This window comes from Embleya scabrispora, from assembly GCF_002024165.1.
Taxonomy (GTDB): Bacteria; Actinomycetota; Actinomycetes; order Streptomycetales; family Streptomycetaceae; genus Embleya; species Embleya scabrispora_A.
On the sequence record NZ_MWQN01000002.1, the window covers coordinates 1,179,591 to 1,197,586 of the forward strand.

Below are 17,996 nucleotides of genomic sequence, written 5' to 3' on the forward strand. Positions count from 1 at the left end.
GCAGTCATCAAAGCGTTATCAAAGCGGAGAATGCTCGCTCCATGTGGATCCTTGATCACCAAACATAAATTTTTGGTCCCACATGTCGAGATGTGGAAAAAAGTCATTGACCGCCACCTCGACCCGCGCCTACTTTCGAGCCCACCGTTCAGCCAGATCAAACACTCGGTTCCGTCATCGGCCGATCGGGTGCCTTGAGAAAGGTGCGCCATGCAGGGCAATCAAGCCATCGGGGACAACAGCGGCAGCACGACCGCGGGCAGGTCGGCAGGCAGCAGATCCGCCCGCCGCCGGGCCGTGCGACGCGCCGCCGCGCCCGTCGCGGTCACCGTGGCCGCCGCCATGATGCTCGCCGCGTGCGGCGGCGCGAAGAAGAACACCGACGACAAGGGCGGAGGCGGCGGAGGCACCCTCGTGGTCGACACCTCCTTCAGCCTCAAGACCGCCGACCCGGGCCGCACCTTCGAGCCCACCGGCATCATGGTCACCCGGCCCGTCTACGACACGCTGCTCACCTTCGCCAACGGCGATGTGACCAAGCCCGTGCCGCTGCTCGCCTCCTCCTACGAGGCCTCGCCCGACGCGAAGACCTTCACCTTCCCGCTGCGCTCGGAGGCCAAATTCTCCGACGGCACCCCGGTCACCGCGAAGGATGTCGTCTTCTCCTTCAACCGGGTCAAGAACCTCAAGGGCAACCCGGCCTTCCTGCTCGACGGCGTGACCGCCACCGCCAAGGACGAGCACACGGTGGTGCTCACCACCGCGGCCGCCGACCCCGCGCTGCCCTTCCGCATCGCGACCCCGGCACTCGGCGTGGTCAACTCCAAGACCGTGGCCGCGCACGGCGGTTCCGACGCGGCCGGCGCCGACCAGGGCGACAAGGCCGAGCAGTTCCTCAACGGCGACTCGCAGGGCAGCGGTCCGTACAAGATCACCAAGTACGACGTGTCCACCGAGGTCATCCTCACCCGCAACGAGAACTACTGGGGCGCCAAGCCCAAGTACGCCAAGGTCGTGGTGCGCAACGTGCCCGCGAACACCCAGCAGTTGAACGTGCTCAGCGGCGAGAGCCAGATCTCCCTCGACATGTCGCCCGACCAGGCGGTCAAGGTCAAGGGCCAGGCCCAGGTGCTGCAACAGCCCACGCCCACCACCGCGTTCCTGTTCACCAACGACAACCCCGCGATCTCGCCGACGACCTCCAACAAGGACTTCCAGGAGGCCGTGCGCTACGGCCTCGACTACAAGAGCCTGTTGGACGTGGCCGGCGCCGGATCCGCCCAGGCGGCCGGCATCGTGCCCAGCTTCTTCACCGGCGCGCTCGACCCGGGCAAGGCCATCCAGCGCGATGTCCCGCGCGCCAAGGCCGCGTTGGCCAAGGCCGGGCTGAACAACCCGAGCGTCGACCTGTACTACGCGTCCGACGTGACGATCAACGGCATCAACTTCGGCGACCTCGCCGCCCGGGTGCAGGCCAACCTCAAGGAGGTCGGCATCAACGTCAACCTCAAGCCGGCCCCCACCCAGACCGCGCTCGACTCGTACCGCAACGGCTCCGAGGCGATGGGCCTCTGGTGGTGGCAGGCCGACTACCCGGACGCCAGCGACTACCTCGCCTTCACCCCCGGCGAGCTGGTCAGCCTGCGCGCCGGCTGGAAGGCCGAGGCCAACCCCGAGGTGTCCGGCCTGGCGCAGAAGGCCAAGACGGCCACCTCCGACGCGGAACGCGTCACGGCCTACAAGCAGCTGCAGGAGTCGATGAACAAGACCGGCCCCTTCATGCCTCTGCTCCAGCCCGCCCAGGTGATCGCCGCGAACAACTCGGTCAAGAACCTGCGCTACAACCCGATCTGGTACATCGATGTCGACAAGCTCGGCTGACCCCACCGCCCGACCCGGCACCTCCCCGGCGGCCGCATCCCCCAGCGGGGGTGCGGCCCCCGGGCCCCGGGCCGCGCGCGGCTCCCACCCCTTCGCCAGGTTCGTCCTGGTGCGCCTGTCCATCGGCCTGCTGCTGTGCGTCGGCATCACGGTCCTGGCCTTCGTGCTGACCCACTCGGTGCCCGGCGACCCCGTCGCCGCGAACCTCGGCGACCGGGCCCAGAACGACCCGGCCGCGGTCGCCGCGTTCAAGGAGAAGAACGGGCTCAACGACTCGCTGCCCTCGCAGTACTTCACCTACCTGGGCAACCTGCTGCACGGCGACATGGGCACCTCCCAGCAGACCCACCGCGCGGTCTGGGACGACCTGGGCGACAAGATCCCCGCCAGTCTCGAACTCGCCCTGTTCGCCATCGTGTTGGCCCTGGTGATCGGCGTCGGCTTGGGTATCGTCGCCGCCGTCACCCGCAACGGGTGGCCGGACCGGGTGATCCGCGTGGTCAGCCTCGCGGGCGTGTCCATGCCGGTCTTCTGGCTCGCCCAGGTCGCCTTCTACCTCTTCTCGTTCAAGCTCGGCTGGATCCAGGCCGGCGGTCGGCTCTCGCCCGGCGCGATTCCCCCGGACGAGATCACCGGCCTCTACACGCTCGACTCGCTCCTGGTCGGCGACACCGGCACCTTCGGTGAGGCCTTCTCCCGGATGATCCTGCCCGCCTGCGTCCTGGCCGCCTTCAACATCGGCGTGCTCACCCGCTTCACCCGCGCCGCCGTGCTCGAAGCCCTCGGCAACGACTACGTGCGCGCCGCCCGGGCGAAGGGACTTCCCGAGAGCACGGTCATCCGTCGGCATGTGCTGCGCCCCGCGCTCACCTCGATCCTGACCGTCGCCGGCCTCACCTTCGGCGGCATGCTCGCCGGCACCGTGCTCGTCGAGAACGTGCTGTCCTGGCCGGGGCTGGGCCAGTACGCCTACAAGAGCGCGCTCAACCTGGACCTGCCGTCCATCATGGGCGTCTGCCTGTTCGTCGCGGTCGTCTACGTCGTGATCAACCTCCTCGTGGACCTGCTCTACGGGGTCATCGACCCGAGGATTCGCCTCTCGTGAACGCCACGCGCCTGTTCCTCGGCGATCGGCTCGGAGCCGACCGCACCCTCAGCCCGGACGACGACGCCCCCCGGCGCAAGCCCCGGCGCGCCGGGAAGTCGCCCTGGCGCAGCCCGTTGGCCGTCACCGGCCTCGTCATCATCGGCGTCTTCCTGATCGCCGCCGTGTTCGCCTCGCTGATCTCCCCCGAGGACCCCCTCGCGCAGAAGTGGCCGAAATACCAATCCCCGTCCGGGGACCACTGGTTCGGCACCGACCAACTCGGCCGCGACATCCTGTCCCGGGTCATCCACGGCACCCGGATCTCGCTGCCGCTGGCACTGCTCCTGGTGGTCCTGGCGATGGTCATCGGTACCGTCCTGGGCGCGGTCGCCGGATACTTCGGCGGCTGGATCGACATGGTCGTCATGCGCTGCGCCGACCTCGTGCTCGCCTTCCCGGCGATCATCCTGGCCATGGCCGTGGTCGCCGCGCTCGGGCCGAACCTGACGAACGCCGTCCTCGCCGTGGTGATCGTCAGCTGGCCGACCTACGCCCGCGTGGTGCGCGGCCTGGTACTGACGCTGCGGCAATCGGACTTCGTCCAGGCCGACCGACTCCTGGGCGCCTCCGGATGGCGGGTACTCGCCGTGGACCTGCGGCCCAACCTGGCCGGGCCGGTCGCCGTGCTCGCCGCGCTCGACCTGGGCAACGCGGTGCTGCTGCTGTCCGGACTGTCCTTCCTCGGTCTGGGCGCGCAACCGCCCGCCGCCGAGTGGGGCGCCATGGTCAACGCCGGATCGGCGAACTTCGACGCGTGGTGGGTCGCGGTCTTCCCCGGCGCGGCCATCCTGCTCTCGGTGCTCGCCTTCAACTTCCTGGGCGACACCCTGCGCGACGCGCTCGACCCGCGTACGGCCCGGGCGATCCGAAAGTGACTCCGAAAGTGACGGAGATGAACGAGAACCCCGCTTCGACGCCCGACGCTTCGACGCCCGACGCTTCGGCACACGAGAAGTCGATACCCGGCGCGGAACCCGTGTTGGCGATTCGCGATCTGGTCGTCGAACTGCCCGGCCCCGACGGGAGTCCGCTGCGCGCCATCGACGGCGTCGACCTGACCGTCGGGCGCGGCGAGATCGTCGGCCTCGCCGGTGAGAGCGGCTCCGGCAAGACGATGACCGCGCTCGCCCTGCTCGGCCTGCTGCCGCAGGGCGGCACCGCCGCCGGACAGATGCTCGTCGAGGGCGACGACGTACTGAAGATGACCCCGCGTCAGGTCCGCGACCTGCGCGGCAACCGGGTCGCGATGGTCTTCCAGGACCCGATGACCTCGCTGCACCCGATGCTCAGCGTCGGCAAGCAGCTCACGGAACACCTGCGCCACCACAAGAAGTTGGACAAGCGCGCGGCCAACGCGCGCGCGGTGGAACTGCTCACCACGGTGCGCATCCCCGACCCCGAACGGGCGCTCGGCCGCTACCCGCACCAGTTCTCCGGCGGCATGCGCCAGCGCATCGCGATCGCCATCGCGCTCGCCTGCGACCCGGCGCTGCTGCTCGCCGACGAGCCCACCACGGCCCTGGACGTCACCGTCCAGGCGGGCATCCTGCGCCTGCTGGACCGACTGCGCCGGGAGAACGGCCTGTCCGTGCTGATCATCACGCACGACCTCGGCGTGATGTCCGCCCTCGCCGACCGGGTCAGCGTGATGTACGCGGGCCGCATCGTGGAGAGCGGGCCGCGCGCCGACGTGCTGCGCGAACCCCGACACCCGTACACCCGGGGCCTGTTGGACGCGCTGCCGCACCCGGACGGGGGCAACGCCGCGCTGGTGCCGATCGTCGGCTCGCCGCCCAAGCTCGGCCAGGCGCCCAGCGGTTGCGCGTTCCACCCGCGCTGCCCGCACGCCGTGGCCGCGTGCGCCGAGGAGCGGCCGAACCTGCTCGCGCTGACCCCCACCCACGCCGGGGCCTGCCCGATCGACCCCCTGGCCGTCACCGCCTCGAAGGTGGGTACCCCATGACCGCGCTCTCCGCCACGTCCAACCTCACCGTCACCAGCAAGGACGTCGGCCTGCGGCTGCACGATCTGTCCGTGACCTACCGCTCGCCGGGCCGCCCCCTGGTGCGCGCGGTGGCGGGGGTGAGTCTGGCGGTGGCCCCGGGGCAGGTGGTCGGTCTGGTCGGCGAATCCGGCTGCGGCAAGTCGACCCTCGGCAAGGCCGCGGTCGGGCTGCTCAAGCCCGCCGGCGGCCGGGTCACGTTCAACGGCCGGGCGGTCGGCACACTGGGCCTGCGCCCTCGGCCGAGCGACCAGCGCGGCCTGCAGATGGTCTTCCAGGACCCCTACGCCTCGCTCAACCCGCGCCGCCGGGTCGGTGAACAGATCTCCGACGCCGTGGTGTTGGCCGGCGGCACCCGCGAACGCGGCCGCGAGACGGCCCGCGAACTGCTCGATCGCGTCGGCTTGGCCGCCGAGTTCGTCGACCGCTTCCCGCACGAGTTCTCCGGTGGGCAGCGGCAACGCATCGCCATCGCCCGGGTGTTGGCCGCGGAACCGTCGTGCATCGTCGCCGACGAGCCGATCGCCGCCCTGGACGCCTCCGCGCAGGCGTCGGTGGCCAACCTGTTGCTCGACCTGGCCCGCGAACGCAACGTCGGCCTGCTGTTCATCTCGCACGACCTGTCCATCGTGCGGCAGATCGCCGACACCGTCGCGGTGATGTACCTGGGCACCGTGGTCGAGAGCGGTCCCACCGCACAGGTGTGGGACGACCCGCGCCACCCGTACAGCAAGGCGCTGATCTCCGCGGTGCCGCGCGCCGACGGCAGCGGCGAGTTGCCCGTCGACCTCCCCGGCGACGTCCCCGACCCCGCCTTCCCGCCCACAGGCTGCCGGTTCCACCCGCGCTGCCCGATCGCCACCGACGCCTGCGAGGTCGACGAACCCGCACTGGTGGAATTCCTTCCGGAGCGCAGGGCCGCCTGTTCGGTCCTCGCTCCCGCTCTCACGAAAGTCGGGTGACCGCACCCATGTGGTTGACCAACTGTCACGTCGTCGACGTCGTCACCGGCGAGGTCCTGCGCGATCGCAGTGTGCACATCGACAACGGCGTCATCGTCGAGGTGGCCGCCGCCGCGCCGGCGGACGCGGACGTCCACGACCTGGGCGGGCGGCACCTGCTGCCCGGGCTGATCACGTGCCACTCGCACATGTCGATCGTCTTCCCCTTCTCCGAGACGCGCGAGGACGAACCGGCCGAGTTGACCGCGTTCCGCGCCGCACAGCGGGCCGCCGACGCGCTGCACGCCGGGGTCACCACGATGCGGTGCGTGCACGAGCAGAACCGGATCGACTTCGTGCTGCGCGAGGCGCGCGCCCGGGGCTGGATCCGCGCGCCGCGCGTGTTCGGCGCCGGTCGTGCGCTGTCCACGCCGGGCGGCCACGGCGAGGGCTCGGACTGCGTCTACGTCAAGGGCGCGGACGCCTTCTACCACGCCGCCGTGGGCGAACTCGAGGCCGGCGCCGACCACATCAAGATCTTCATCAACTCCGGCCTGGCCCGCGAAGGCGAGGACTTCGAACACGCCGAGATGACCGACGCGGAGATCGCCGCCACGGTCAAGGCCGCCGACGAGCACGGCGCCTACGTGGTCGCGCACGCCGGCGAGTCCGCCGCGATCCGCCAGGCCGTCGAATTGGGCGTGCGCTCGTTCGAGCACATCTACGCCCTCGACGCGGAGACCGCCCGCCTGCTCGCCGAGCGCGAAGCGTTCGTCACCCCGACGCTGTGCGTGACCAACTCGCTGGGCTGGATGCGGGACAACCACTTCGACGAGGGCTCCGTCGTCAACGCCAAGAACGCCATCGCGCCGCACCAGGAGAGCTTCCGGCGCGCGGTCGAGGCGGGCGTACAGGTGGTCAACGGCACCGACGTGCCGCCCGGCGACCGGGTCGACGGGGTCTCCGCCGTCGTGCACGAGATGTACCTGATGGCCAAGGGCGGCCTGGACAACCTGCGCGTGCTCCAGGCGGCCACCGTCACCGCGGCCCGGCTGATCCGGGCCGAGGACCGGCTCGGCCGGATCGCCCCCGGCTACGCGGCCGACCTGATCGCCGTCGACGGCGACCCGCTGAGCGACCTCGGCGCGATGGGCCGGATGTCCTTCGTGATGCTGGAGGGCGAGGTCGTCCGCGAGGACGTACCGGTCTGACCTCCCGCGTGCCGCCCCGCCCGCCCTCTCCGATAGGACCCGCATGACCACCCCTTCCACCTCCCGCGACGCCTACCGCCCCGCCGGGTCGGCCGAGGACCGCGCCGCCGTGTGGAGCGCCCTGCTCGACATCTACGCCGGCTTCACGGCCGGCGACCGGGAGCGGATCGACCGCCGGATCCACCCCGAGGCCACCATCTGGGACTCGGCCGCCCCGAACTGCTCTTCGGCCGCGCCGACCTGGACCGCATCCGGGCCGAACGCCCGGTCGGCCCCGACGCCCCGGTGGTCACCGGGATCCACGCGAGCGACGAGGTGATCGACATCTGGGACGACACCGCCCTCGCCCGCTACAACCTGCGCGTCGACTTCGCGCCCGCCGCCGACGGCACGGTCCCGCCCTCCGAGCACATCCGCAACACCGCCGTGGCCCGCCGCTTCCCCCAGGGCTGGCTCGTCGTCCACAACCACGAGGACGTCCTCGCGTAGCGAACACCCGGCGGGCGGATCGGACCCCGCCCGTCCCGGGGCGTCGGCGCCGGTCCGCGCGGCGGGGGACGTGGCAGGGCTTGCCAACGTGTGCGATCGCTCGATCCGCGCGGACACGAGGAGCATGCCTCGGCGTGCGCCGACGCCGCTTCGGTCACCCGCCGGCATGAGCCGTTCGCGGTCCGGTGAGAATTCGGGTGGTCGGGAATGGGCGTGTCCGGTGTCGGATCGGCGCGGCAACGGCCATCCTGGGGTCGGCGGATCCGGTCGGTGCGGAGGAGACATCGGGTGGGCGATCGGGGCGAGGACACACGGGACGCGGCGACCGAAGGCGGCAATCCCGGAAACGGGTTCGCCGACGGGGACGGCCATCGGGCGCGGCCCGGACGCGACTTCGGCGGTGTCGCCCTCGCACCCGCGCCGACGCGCCTGATCCCTCGACAGATCCCGCCCTCGCATCGCGACTTCGTCAACCGCGACGCCGAACTGCGCGCCCTCGAAGAGGTCCTGGCCACCGGACTGCGCGGCCCGGGCCCCGGCGTGGTCGCCCTCACCGGTCTGGGCGGCGTCGGCAAGACCGCGCTCGCCGCCCACTGGGCCGCAGGCGCCGCCGGCCGATTTCCCGACGGACAGCTCTATGTCGACCTCGGACAGAGCCGGTTCGAGGGCACGATCGACGTCGGCAGCGTGCTCGGCGCGTTCCTGCGCGACCTGGGCGTCGACGAGGCGTACATCCCGCCCACCCTGGCCGGGCGCGCCGCCACGTTCCGCTCCGCGACCGCCGATCGCCGACTGCTCGTGTTCCTCGACAACGCCCGGCACGCCGCGGAGGTCCGCGCCCTGCTGCCCGCCTCCGGCATGGTCATCGCCACCAGCCGGACCCGCATCGACGGGCTGATCCTGGACGGCGCCCGCGCGGTGGTCCTGGACCCGCTGAGCGTCCCGGCCGGGACGTTGCTGATCCGCCGTTGGCTGGGCGACGGCCGCGCGGCGGACGGCGAACTGGCCGAACTGGTCCGGCTGTGCGGGGGGCTCCCGCTGGCGCTGCGCGCGGTGGGCGCGCGCCTGATCCGGCGCCGGCGGCTGAGCGTGGACCGCGTGCTGACCGAACTCGCCGACGCGGAGCACGGGTTGGACGCCCTGGCCAACCACGAGGGGGTGCACGTGGAACGGGTCTTCGACGCCGTCTACGACAGCTTCTCGCCGGCGGCCCAACGGCTGTATCGCCTGCTCGCCGCCCACCCCGGCCCCACCTTCACCCCGGCCCTCGCCGCGGCGGCGACCGGCGAGCCCGACGCCGCCGCACACCTGGACGAACTCGTCGACGCCCACCTGGTCGAGGAGATCGACCCCGAGGGCACCGGCGAGGAGCGCCACCGCTTCCACGACCTGGCCCGCCTGCACGCCCGGCGGCACGCCCTGCGCGATCCGGAGCCGGAGCGGGAGGCGGCGCTGCGCCGCATCGTGGCGTATCACCTGGTCGCCGCCGACGCCGCCGACCGTCTCGTGCTCGGCTCCCGGCTCAGGCTCGGCGGCGGTACGACCACGGCATCGGCCGGTACGCCCGTCGCTCCGCGGTTCGCCGGGCGCGCCGAGGCGCTGGACTGGCTGGACGCCGAACGCGCCGACCTGCTCGCCGTGCTGCGGGCGGCGGCGAGCCGGGGATGGCACGACGCGGTGTGGCGCCTGTGCGAGTCGTTGTGGGCGCTGTACCACAGCCGCAAGCACTACGCCGACTGGATCGAGAGCCACCAACTGGGCATCGTGGCCGCGCAATGGGAGCGCCGACCCGACGCCGAGGTCCGTATGCGCAACCAACTCGCCCGCGCGTTCCACGAGTTGCGTGACCACGAGCGGGCCGAGACGGAACTGCGGCGGGCCGAGGAGCTGTTGCCGATCGTGTCCGACCCGCGCCTGAGCGGGGTGGTGTGGGAGACCCAGGGCCTGCTGTACCTCGCCCGGTCGAGTCCCGAGGACGCGGTGCGTGCGTTCACCCGGGCCCGGGAGGCCAATGCCGGCGACGCGCACGGCATCGTGGTGCAGAGCTACAACCTCGGCCAGGCGCTGCTGGCCGCCGGTCGGCCCGACGAGGCACTGCGGGTGCTGGACGAGGCGCTGGCCACGGCCGAGGCGGCCGGCGACGAGGCGATGCGGCCGAGGATCGCCATCGTGCGCGGCCGGGTCCTGCACGCGCTGGGTGCCACGGACCGGGCCGTCGCGAGCCTGACCGAGGCGGTGCGGGCGGCCGCGAGGCTGGGGCAACACGTCAAGGAGGCCCAGGCGTTGGAGGCGTTGGTCGAGGTGGCGGTACACGTGGGCGATGTCGACCTGGAGCACCACGGTCGGGCCCGTCTGGGCGTGCTGTACCGCGAACTGGGCGTGCCCGCGCCGGAGGCGGGAAACGATCGGGCCTGAGCGCCGGGTCGGGCCGGAGCGGCGACCGCACCGGATCCGGGCTTCGAACCGCCGTGCCCCGAACCGCCGCGCCCCGAACCGCCGCCGCAGCGATGCCGATCAGCCCCGGCGCGGCCCCGGTCCCGGCCCCCGGGAGTCCGTGGTGAACGCGACCGCCACCTCCCGCTCGCCCGTGCGAATCCGGATGCCGTCGCCCAGCGTCGCGGGACGGCCGCCGGCCATCGCCCACAGGTGCAGCGCGCAGCCGAGCACCACGGGGTCCAGCTCCGGCCGGTTCGTTCCCCACGTGCGCACGGCGGACGCCTCCAGCAGGATCCCGCCGCGCAGGCGCACCAGATGCCGGCCCTCGTCCAGTGCGGCCACCGCCACACTCAGCCCCGGCAGTTCGCCCGCCGTCTCGGCCGCCCACGCGGGCGCGGCCGGTTCCGCGAACGGGTCCGTGCGTACCACCACCTCCGCGCCGGCCCGGTGCCGCAGGTCCACCTCGTCGGCGGTCACCGCGTAGAAGCCCCGCGCCTCCTCGTGCCCGGGCAGCACCGGGAACCGCCGGACCGTCACCGTCGCCACCGCCGCTCGCGCCGAAGCGGTCGCCTCGTCCATCACCACCGAACCCGTCACATCCCACCGGGTGGGGCCGGGGCCGAACTCCGGGCGCGGATCGGCGACGGGCCGTACGACCGGCTCCTCGGCGGAGGCCGGCAGGCCGAGCTGCGCGTAGAGCAAATCCCGCAGCAGGCGCGGCGATTCGTCGACCGCCCCCAACGAGCGCGCGGTGATCGGGAGCAGCGCCCCCGGCTTGTGCTCCTCGGCGGTCCGCAGCAGCTGCGCGTACAGATCCCCGTCGGGATCCAGCCGGGGCGCCTCCCGGGCGAACGCGGCCGTGGGCGAGGCCGGATCGACCTCCCCCTCCCCGGTCGCCGCGAGCAGCGTCACCCGGTCCAGGCCCGCGCCGTAGAACGAGACCGAACCGTGGTCGCCGACCACCCAGTCGGCGGCGATCAGCGCGGCCTGCCAGCCCCGTTCCGGCGGCACGATCAGCAACCCGGCGTCCAGCGCGTCGGCCAGGAGCCGGTCCCGCACGTTGAACGGCCCGTGATAGTTCCACACGTTCGGATGCAGCACCACCGCCACCACGAACTCGTCCGCCGGCAACTCGCCGATCAGCCGCAGCGGCAGGTCCGGATGCCGACCCAGCAGCGAATGTTCGCTCCAGGTCGAGCTGACCACGACCAGCCGCCGGCCGTGCAACGCGCCGAACGGCTGCCGGTAGCGGCGCCGCCGGGACAGGCTGAGCACGATTCGGGAGAAGCACGGATCGCCGATCACCACCGAGACCGGCAGTGCCTCGGGGCACGTGCGGGCGAGCAAGTCCCACTGCTCCTCGTGGGACAACCCGATCGCGGCCGGGAACACCCGCCCGTCGTGGGTCAACTCCCGCCGGGACAAACCCGCCGGCGACTCGCCGTCCCCCGTCGAGGCCGGCACCAGGCGGTTGTACCCGGCCCCGTGCGGCATCACCACCAGCGGCGCGTCCACGTGCCGCATGTCCGCGTGGACCGCCGCCGCCACCGCGAGATCGAAGCGGCGACTCGTCGCCTCGGCCCAGGACAACACCCGCACACCGAGCGAACCCAGGTATTCCGGCAGTCCGTCGGCGAACGCCGAGCCGGGGTTGATGGTGAACGACACCTGGATGCCGTGCTCGGGACGCAGCAGGGGAAGCACATCGAGCAGACGCGTGGCCGAGGTGAGCGTGCGGACGACGGCGAGCACTTCGAAGTCGGTCCGCAGGGTGCCCCAGCGGGAACCCTCGGGGCTATCGGATACCAGCAAAGGTCACTCCGGGCGACGACGCGCGTGAAGACGGGTGATCACGATGCTAACCAAGTCCGCCGCGCCCCCGGCTCACCGGACCCCGCCACGCCGAGCCGGCCCGCCCCGGCGGCCGGGTATCGGTGGCTCCGAGCCGGGTTCGGTCGCGGGGGCCTCGCCGGAAGGCGCGGGTGCCCTTCGGCACGCGAGCGAGGTGAACCTCCGGCGGAGCGGCCGGATTTCCTGCGCGGGGGAGCGCCGGACGGCCCGGCGCGTCGGCGGCACTCGTGGCGCCGTCGGGCGCCCGGTGACGCGCAGGAGTCCGGCGGGAACGACCTTTCCCAAACAGGGATCTCTCAGGCAATGCGCCGTGTACCGTTGCTTCCCGATCGACTGCGTACGGCGTGTCATCGAGCAATGACACTGGGTGATCAGGGGGTTGGGGACGTGAAGACTTCGGGTGCGCGCCGGGTCACATGGGCCGGCGGATTCGCCGCGGTGGCGCTGATCGTGGCCGGACTGCCGCTGTCCGGTTCGGCGTTCGGCGATCAGGACGGCTCGCCGCCGCCGACCGCGCGGTCCCGGACGGGAGGCGAAACACCCGATCCGGCACCACCGCCGCCGGGCTCGGCCCGGATCCGGGCCGCCGGCGCCGGTTCCGGGTCCGTGTCCGGGCCGGGCTGGGCGTCGGGCGGAGCCACCCGGCTGCTCGCCGACGGGTACGTGATCCGGTTCCTCGACCGCAGGGCCGCCGAGTGGTTGGGCCCCTATGTCCGGGCGTCGGCGGCCGAGTTGGCCCGGATCACCGGCCTGTCGATCTCCGTCGATCCCGAACCGGCGGGCTACGCCTATCCCCGGAGCAGGGGCGAGATCGTGGTCGGCGCGCTGGCCGGCCCGTGCGTGGTGCCCGCCGACGGCGGCGCGTGGCGGGCGGTCACGGACGGTTCGGGTACTCCGGGCTGGAGTTGCGGGTTCCACGCGCGCGGCGTGCCGGACACGGTGACCGGCGGGCACGCGTATATCGACACGTCCTTCTTCACCGCCGAGGGCAAGCCGATCGCCCGCCTCGGCGAGGCCGGGATGCGCAACCACATCAGCCACGAACTGGGTCACACCCTGGGCCTGGGACACGCGGACGACGCGCCCGGGGGCTGCGTCCGGGGCGCCGACTCGGGCGAGGCGCCGGTGATGTGCACGGTGTCCAACGGCTACCAGGACTCCCGGGCCGGCCAGTACGTCCAGCAGTTCGACGTCCAGGGCCTGCGGGCGCTCGCCGAGGCCGGCGGCGCGCCGGTGCCGCCGCAGGGGAGGGTGACCGGGCTCGGCGGCCGATGCCTCGGCGTGGCGGGCGGGCGGCCCGCGAACGGCACGCCGATCCGGCTCCGCGACTGCGACGGGGGTGTGGGGCAGTCCTGGATCGTGGAGAAGGACGGCACGCTGCGCGCGATGGGGAAATGCCTTGACGACCTGGGCAACGGTGCCGCCGACGGCAACGGGATCGACCTGTTCGACTGCAACGGCACGGCCGCCCAGAAGTGGGCGGTCGACGCGCGCGGACGCCTGGTCCACCTCGCGAGCGGCAAGGCCCTGGACCTCGCCGCCGCCGGCTCCACCGACGACGGGGCGGTGGTCCTGAACACCCCGGGACGGGGCCGGGGGCAACTCTGGACCGTGCCGAAGTAGCCGCCGCCGGGCGCGTTGCTCACGTGTGACCTGGATCTCCGGGGGATCCCGATGAGTTCGCGGTGGCCCTGCGGTCCTATCCTCGACGACATCGGAACGATCGCGTGAGGGATACGGACATGAGTGACAAGCCGAAGGGCCCGGCGACCTATTTCCCCTCGATCGAGAAGAAGTACGGTCGGCCCATCGAGGAGTGGCTGGACCTGGTCCGCTCCTCGCCGCTGACCAAGCACATGGAACTGGTGTCCTGGCTCAAGACCGAGCACGGCCTGGGCCACGGCCACGCCAACGCACTGGTCGCCCACGTGCGCGCCGAGCAGCCGGCCGCCGGGTAGGCGTCGATCCTCGCGACGGGGGTCAGGCGCTCCCCGGCGGCGGCGGCGTGGTGGGGCGGGCGCGCAGGTGGGCCCGCTCGCCCTGGGTGCCGAACAGGCTGAGGAATTCCACCGGTCGGGCGTCGACCGCGTCGAACCAGTGCGGCACGCGGGTGTCGAACTCGGCCGCCTCGCCGGGCGCGAGGACCAGATCCCGCTCGCCCAGGATCAGCCGCAACCGCCCGTTGAGCACGTACAGCCACTCGTAGCCCTCGTGGGTCCGCGGGTCGGGCTCCCCGCGCAGGCCGCCGGCGGCGATGACCAGTTTGTACGCCTGGATGCCGCCCGCCCGACGGGTCAGCGGCACCATGGTCATGCCGAAGCGGGTGATCGGACGCAGATGGATGCGCGGGTCGCCGGTCGGCGGGGCGTCGACGAGTTCGTCGAGGGTGACCCCGTGTGCCCGGGCCAGGGGCAGCAGCAGTTCGAGGTTGGGGCGGCGGGAGCCGGATTCCAGGCGGGACAGCGTGCTCACCGAGATGCCGGTGGCCGCCGCCAGGTCACCCAGGGTGATCTGACGGTCGCGCCGCAATGCCCGCAGGCGTGGGCCGACGGCGGTGAGGATTGAGTCGAGATCGTCGTCCATACCGTCGAGTTTGCCATATCGGCAAGTAACGTTGCCAGGATCGAAGATGCGTCGCAAGGTCGTGGGCGGAGGTGGTCACGATGACCGATCGGCTGATGGACGGCTATGACGTGGTGGTGATCGGTGGCGGTGCCGCCGGACTGAACGGGGCGCTGATGCTGGCCCGGGCGCGCCGCTCGGTGGTGGTGATCGACGCGGGCGCGCCCCGCAACGCCCCGGCCGATGGGGTGCACGGATTGCTGGCCCGGGAGGGCATGCCGCCGGCCGAACTGGTCGAGCGGGGCCGAGCGGAGGTGCGCGGATACGGGGGCCACGTGGTGACCGGCGAGGTGGACGCGGTGGCCCGGGAGGCCGACGGGTTCACGGTGGCGCTGGCCGACGGGCGTACCGTGCGGGCCCGGCGGCTCCTGGTGACCACCGGGCTGGTGGACGAGCTGCCCGAGGTCGCCGGGCTGCGCGAGCGGTGGGGGCGGGACGTGCTGCACTGTCCGTACTGCCACGGCTGGGAGGTGCGCGACGGGGCGATCGGCGTGCTGGCGAGCGGGCCGCTGTCGATGCACCAGGTGTTGCTGTTCCGGCAGTGGAGCGACGACATCACCTTCTTCTCGCACACCACGGCGCCGCCGACGGAGGAGGAGGCCGAGCAGTTGGCGGCCCGGGGGATCCGGGTGGTGGCCGGCGAGGTGGCGTCGGTGGAGGTCGTCGACGACCGACTGGCGGGTGTGCGGCTCGCGGACGGGACGCTGATCGAGCGCGACGCGCTGGCGGTGGCCACGCGCATGGTGGCGCGCGCCGACTTCCTGGCCGGCCTCGGCCTGCGGGTGACCGCGCATCCCTCGGGGGCGGGCGAGTACGTCCCCGCCGACCCGACCGGACGCAGCGAGGTGCCCGGGGTCTGGGTCGCGGGCAACGTCACCGACCTGATGGCCCAGGTCGGCGCCGCGGCGGCCGGGGGCGCGGCGGCGGGTGCGCAGATCAACGCCGACCTGGTCGCCGAGGACACCCGGCGCGCGGTGGCGGCGTACCGGGACGTGTTCTCGGCCGCGAGCGAGGCGCGCGTGTGCGAAGAGGTGCTGGGGGAGCGGCGGCACGGCCTGTGAGGGCCGGCGGCGTCGGTTCCCGCCCCTGACGAACCAGACATCGGCCCGGCGTGTGCCGGTCAGGCGTGTCGAGTCCGGCTCGCGCCGGTCCGGGGCGTGAGTCCGGCGCGTGCCGGTCAGGGGCGTCGGTCCGGTGATTCCCGAGGTGTCGGGTCGGTGCCCCAACTGGCCAGCAGGCGCAGGTTCTCCGCAGCGATCGGGTCGACCGGGACGTGATGGATCGTCAGACACTGTTCGGGGTCGTCGGGCAGACGCAGTGTCTCGAACGGCAAGGTCAGCTCGCCGACCACGGGGTGGTGCAGACGCCGGCTGCCGTGGCTCTGCTCCCGGACGTCGTGCCGGGCCCACAACCGGCGGAACTCCACGCTCCCGGACGAGAGTTCCGCCACCAGCGCGGTCAGCCGAGGGTCGTCGGGATAGCAGCCGGCGTCCAGGCGCAGGGTGCCGACGACGTCCACCGCCTTCGACTCCCAGTCCACGAACAGGCGGCGGTACCCGGGATTCAGGAAGACCAGCCGACCCCAGTTGCGCTCCCGGTCCGAAAGCCCGTCCCAGTCGCCGAACAGGGCTGCCGCCGGGCGATTCCAGGCGAGGATGTCCAGGCGCCGACCGGTGACGTACGCGGGCATCGTGTCCATGGCGGTCAGCAGTGCCCGCAGGCCCGGACGCACCTGTTGGCGCTGCGACGCGGTGTAGCGCCGGTGCGGCTGGTGCCGGCACTTGGACAGGTGGGTCAGGTGGGCGTGCTCGGTGTCGGTCAGCCGCAGCGCCCGGGCGATGGCGTCGATCACCTCGGTCGACACGTTGTGGCCCTTGCCCTGTTCGAGCCGGGTCAGGTAGGCGACCGACACGCCGGCCAACCGGGCCAACTCCTCGCGGCGCAGCCCCGGTACGCGCCGGTGCCGCCCGGACACCGGCAGCCCGACGTCCGCCGGGCCCAGCCGGGCGCGCCGGGTGCGCAGGAACTCGCCGATCCCGTCGCGCGGATCGATCGACCGCGCGCCGCCGGGGCGCGCGGCCTCGTCCGTACCGATGCGATCGTCGACGCCCTTCGTGCCGTTCATGTCGTTCATTGTCCACGGCCGGGCGGGCGAGCGCGGGCGCCGAGACTGACCCTGGCAGGAGTAGGAACGGCGGTCCTGAGCAGAACGGAGGTCTGGAAGCGCGGGCCCGAGGCGGGCAGGGTCGGGTGCAGGTACATGCACACGACCGCTGCGCCTACCGCTTCCCGCTTCCGCTTCCGGTGAAGGAGCCCCATGCACTCCCCGCTGCTCGATCCCTATCGCGGCCCGAACCTGCACCTGCCCAACCGGGCGGCGATGGCGCCGATGACCCGCTCGCGCGCCGACGACGTCACCGGGGTTCCGACGCCGATCATGGCCGCCTACTACGCTCAGCGCGCCGCCGCCGGCCTGATCGTCAGCGAGGGCATCTGGCCGCATCGTCTCGGCAAGGGCGGCCCCGGCGTGCCCGGCCTGACCGACCCGGCGCAGGTGGCCGGCTGGCGGGAGGTGACGCGCGCGGTACACGCCGAGGGCGGGCGCATCTTCGCCCAGCTGTGGCACGTCGGCCGGGTCAGCCACCCCGATCTCCTCGACGGGGCGCGGCCGGTCGCCCCCTCCGCCGTGGCGATCACATCCGGCGCCGTCCACACCGCCGACGGCCCCAAGCCCTATGTGCGCCCGCGCGAGTTGTCGACCGCCGAGGTCGCCGCGTCGGTCGAGGCGCATGCCGAGGCCGCGCGCAACGCCGTCGCCGCCGGCTTCGACGGGGTCGAGGTCAGTGCCGCGTACGGCTATCTGCTCGCCCAGTTCCTCGCCGACAGCGCCAACCGGCGTACCGACGGCTACGCCGACCATGTGCGCTTCCCGATCGAGGTCGTCGAGGCGGTCGCGGCCGCGATCGGGCCGGAACGCACGGCGCTGCGGATCTCCCCGGACCACACGCAGCTCGACATCGTCGAGGCCGATCCGGCGACGCGCTACCGCCGACTGGTCGGCGCGCTGGACGGCACGGGGCTGGCGTACCTGCACGTGGTTCAGTCGGGGGCCTACCCGGCGCTGGCCGACCTGCGGCCGCGCTGGGGCGGCACGCTGATGGCGACCTACGACGGGCCCGAACCGGGCGGCCACGAACGGGCGGAGCACGCGGTGCGCACCGGGCTCGCCGACGTGTACGCCTTCGGCCGACTGTTCCTGGCCAACCCCGACCTGCCCCGACGCCTCGCCGCCGGCGCCGGGTTCAACCGGCCGCTGAAGACCGGCCGCTACGGCGGCGGCGCCGAGGGCTATCTGGACTACCCGCGCCTGGACGGGTGACCGGGGTCGGACCCGGCCCGGGGCGACGGCGATTCCC

General features: G+C 72.7%; 16 protein-coding genes. 13 read left to right on the forward strand and 3 right to left on the reverse strand.

Annotated elements, in window-relative coordinates; genetic code table 11:
* Positions 1-210: 210 nt before the first annotated feature.
* From B4N89_RS35535 to B4N89_RS35575, 9 genes are all read left to right on the forward strand, one after another.
* Positions 211-1,881 carry an ABC transporter substrate-binding protein gene (locus B4N89_RS35535; protein WP_235619100.1) on the forward strand — a complete coding sequence of 557 codons (1,671 nt, stop codon included), beginning with the start codon at positions 211-213 and terminating at the stop codon, positions 1,879-1,881.
* A 109-nt stretch (positions 1,882-1,990) separates the two neighbouring features.
* The gene (locus tag B4N89_RS35540; protein ID WP_235619101.1) at positions 1,991-2,986 is read left to right on the forward strand and encodes an ABC transporter permease; all 996 of its coding nucleotides are present in this window, start codon (positions 1,991-1,993) and stop codon (positions 2,984-2,986) included.
* The gene (locus B4N89_RS35545) at positions 2,983-3,903 is read left to right on the forward strand and encodes an ABC transporter permease (RefSeq protein ID WP_078980570.1); all 921 of its coding nucleotides are present in this window, start codon (positions 2,983-2,985) and stop codon (positions 3,901-3,903) included. The genes B4N89_RS35540 and B4N89_RS35545 overlap by 4 nt, the downstream gene beginning before the upstream one ends.
* A gap of 17 nt (positions 3,904-3,920) precedes the next feature.
* A complete protein-coding gene (locus B4N89_RS35550; RefSeq protein WP_235619102.1) occupies positions 3,921-4,991 on the forward strand; it encodes an ABC transporter ATP-binding protein in 1,071 nt (356 codons plus the stop codon).
* A complete protein-coding gene (locus B4N89_RS35555) occupies positions 4,988-5,992 on the forward strand; it encodes an ABC transporter ATP-binding protein (RefSeq protein ID WP_078980571.1) in 1,005 nt (334 codons plus the stop codon). Before B4N89_RS35550 ends, B4N89_RS35555 begins: the two co-directional genes overlap by 4 nt.
* On the forward strand, positions 5,989-7,182 hold the full coding sequence (locus B4N89_RS35560; RefSeq protein WP_078980572.1) for an amidohydrolase family protein: 1,194 nt from the start codon (positions 5,989-5,991) through the stop codon (positions 7,180-7,182). The genes B4N89_RS35555 and B4N89_RS35560 overlap by 4 nt, the downstream gene beginning before the upstream one ends.
* Before the next feature lie 43 nt (positions 7,183-7,225).
* A complete protein-coding gene (locus B4N89_RS51905) occupies positions 7,226-7,501 on the forward strand; it encodes a hypothetical protein (protein WP_078980573.1) in 276 nt (91 codons plus the stop codon).
* Positions 7,498-7,671, forward strand: coding sequence for a hypothetical protein (locus tag B4N89_RS51910; RefSeq protein ID WP_235619103.1), 174 nt, complete (start codon positions 7,498-7,500; stop codon positions 7,669-7,671). The genes B4N89_RS51905 and B4N89_RS51910 overlap by 4 nt, the downstream gene beginning before the upstream one ends.
* Before the next feature lie 288 nt (positions 7,672-7,959).
* Entirely contained in the window at positions 7,960-10,086 is a 2,127-nt protein-coding gene (locus B4N89_RS35575; RefSeq protein WP_078980575.1) for a tetratricopeptide repeat protein, read from the forward strand.
* A 99-nt stretch (positions 10,087-10,185) separates the two neighbouring features.
* Here B4N89_RS35575 and B4N89_RS35580 read toward each other — a convergent pair whose 3' ends face one another.
* A complete protein-coding gene (locus B4N89_RS35580; protein WP_078980576.1) occupies positions 10,186-11,919 on the reverse strand; it encodes a hypothetical protein in 1,734 nt (577 codons plus the stop codon).
* A 426-nt stretch (positions 11,920-12,345) separates the two neighbouring features.
* Between B4N89_RS35580 and B4N89_RS35585 the strand changes: the two genes are divergently transcribed.
* Both B4N89_RS35585 and B4N89_RS35590 read left to right on the forward strand, forming a co-directional pair.
* Positions 12,346-13,581: a ricin-type beta-trefoil lectin domain protein gene (locus tag B4N89_RS35585; RefSeq protein ID WP_235619104.1), complete on the forward strand. Its 1,236-nt coding sequence runs from the start codon at positions 12,346-12,348 to the stop codon at positions 13,579-13,581.
* Positions 13,582-13,700: 119 nt separating this feature from the next.
* On the forward strand, positions 13,701-13,916 hold the full coding sequence (locus B4N89_RS35590; protein ID WP_078980578.1) for a DUF4287 domain-containing protein: 216 nt from the start codon (positions 13,701-13,703) through the stop codon (positions 13,914-13,916).
* A gap of 22 nt (positions 13,917-13,938) precedes the next feature.
* On the opposite strand, the gene B4N89_RS35595 is transcribed toward B4N89_RS35590, so the two are convergent.
* Positions 13,939-14,541 carry a helix-turn-helix domain-containing protein gene (locus tag B4N89_RS35595; RefSeq protein WP_078980579.1) on the reverse strand — a complete coding sequence of 201 codons (603 nt, stop codon included), beginning with the start codon at positions 14,539-14,541 and terminating at the stop codon, positions 13,939-13,941.
* 80 nt (positions 14,542-14,621) lie between these two features.
* Here B4N89_RS35595 and B4N89_RS35600 point away from each other — a divergent pair, with 80 nt between their 5' ends.
* On the forward strand, positions 14,622-15,641 hold the full coding sequence (locus B4N89_RS35600) for an NAD(P)/FAD-dependent oxidoreductase (RefSeq protein WP_078980761.1): 1,020 nt from the start codon (positions 14,622-14,624) through the stop codon (positions 15,639-15,641).
* Between the two features lie 116 nt (positions 15,642-15,757).
* Here the strand turns inward: B4N89_RS35600 and B4N89_RS35605 are convergent, their stop codons facing one another.
* Positions 15,758-16,705 carry a helix-turn-helix transcriptional regulator gene (locus tag B4N89_RS35605; RefSeq protein ID WP_078980762.1) on the reverse strand — a complete coding sequence of 316 codons (948 nt, stop codon included), beginning with the start codon at positions 16,703-16,705 and terminating at the stop codon, positions 15,758-15,760.
* Between the two features lie 192 nt (positions 16,706-16,897).
* Here B4N89_RS35605 and B4N89_RS35610 point away from each other — a divergent pair, with 192 nt between their 5' ends.
* Entirely contained in the window at positions 16,898-17,959 is a 1,062-nt protein-coding gene (locus tag B4N89_RS35610; RefSeq protein WP_078980580.1) for an alkene reductase, read from the forward strand.
* Positions 17,960-17,996 lie beyond the last annotated feature (37 nt).

Bases quoted from the DNA above. Each gene is read 5' to 3' on its own strand.
- B4N89_RS51905 (WP_078980573.1), top strand. From the start codon at position 7,226: ATGACCACCCCTTCCACCTCCCGCGACGCCTACCGCCCCGCCGGGTCG.
- B4N89_RS35535 (WP_235619100.1), top strand. From the start codon at position 211: ATGCAGGGCAATCAAGCCATCGGGGACAACAGCGGCAGCACGACCGCG.
- B4N89_RS35550 (WP_235619102.1), top strand. From the start codon at position 3,921: ATGAACGAGAACCCCGCTTCGACGCCCGACGCTTCGACGCCCGACGCT.
- B4N89_RS35605 (WP_078980762.1), bottom strand. From the start codon at position 16,705: ATGAACGGCACGAAGGGCGTCGACGATCGCATCGGTACGGACGAGGCC.
- B4N89_RS35555 (WP_078980571.1), top strand. From the start codon at position 4,988: ATGACCGCGCTCTCCGCCACGTCCAACCTCACCGTCACCAGCAAGGAC.
- B4N89_RS35610 (WP_078980580.1), top strand. From the start codon at position 16,898: ATGCACTCCCCGCTGCTCGATCCCTATCGCGGCCCGAACCTGCACCTG.
- B4N89_RS35600 (WP_078980761.1), top strand. From the start codon at position 14,622: ATGACCGATCGGCTGATGGACGGCTATGACGTGGTGGTGATCGGTGGC.
- B4N89_RS35595 (WP_078980579.1), bottom strand. From the start codon at position 14,541: ATGGACGACGATCTCGACTCAATCCTCACCGCCGTCGGCCCACGCCTG.
- B4N89_RS35590 (WP_078980578.1), top strand. From the start codon at position 13,701: ATGAGTGACAAGCCGAAGGGCCCGGCGACCTATTTCCCCTCGATCGAG.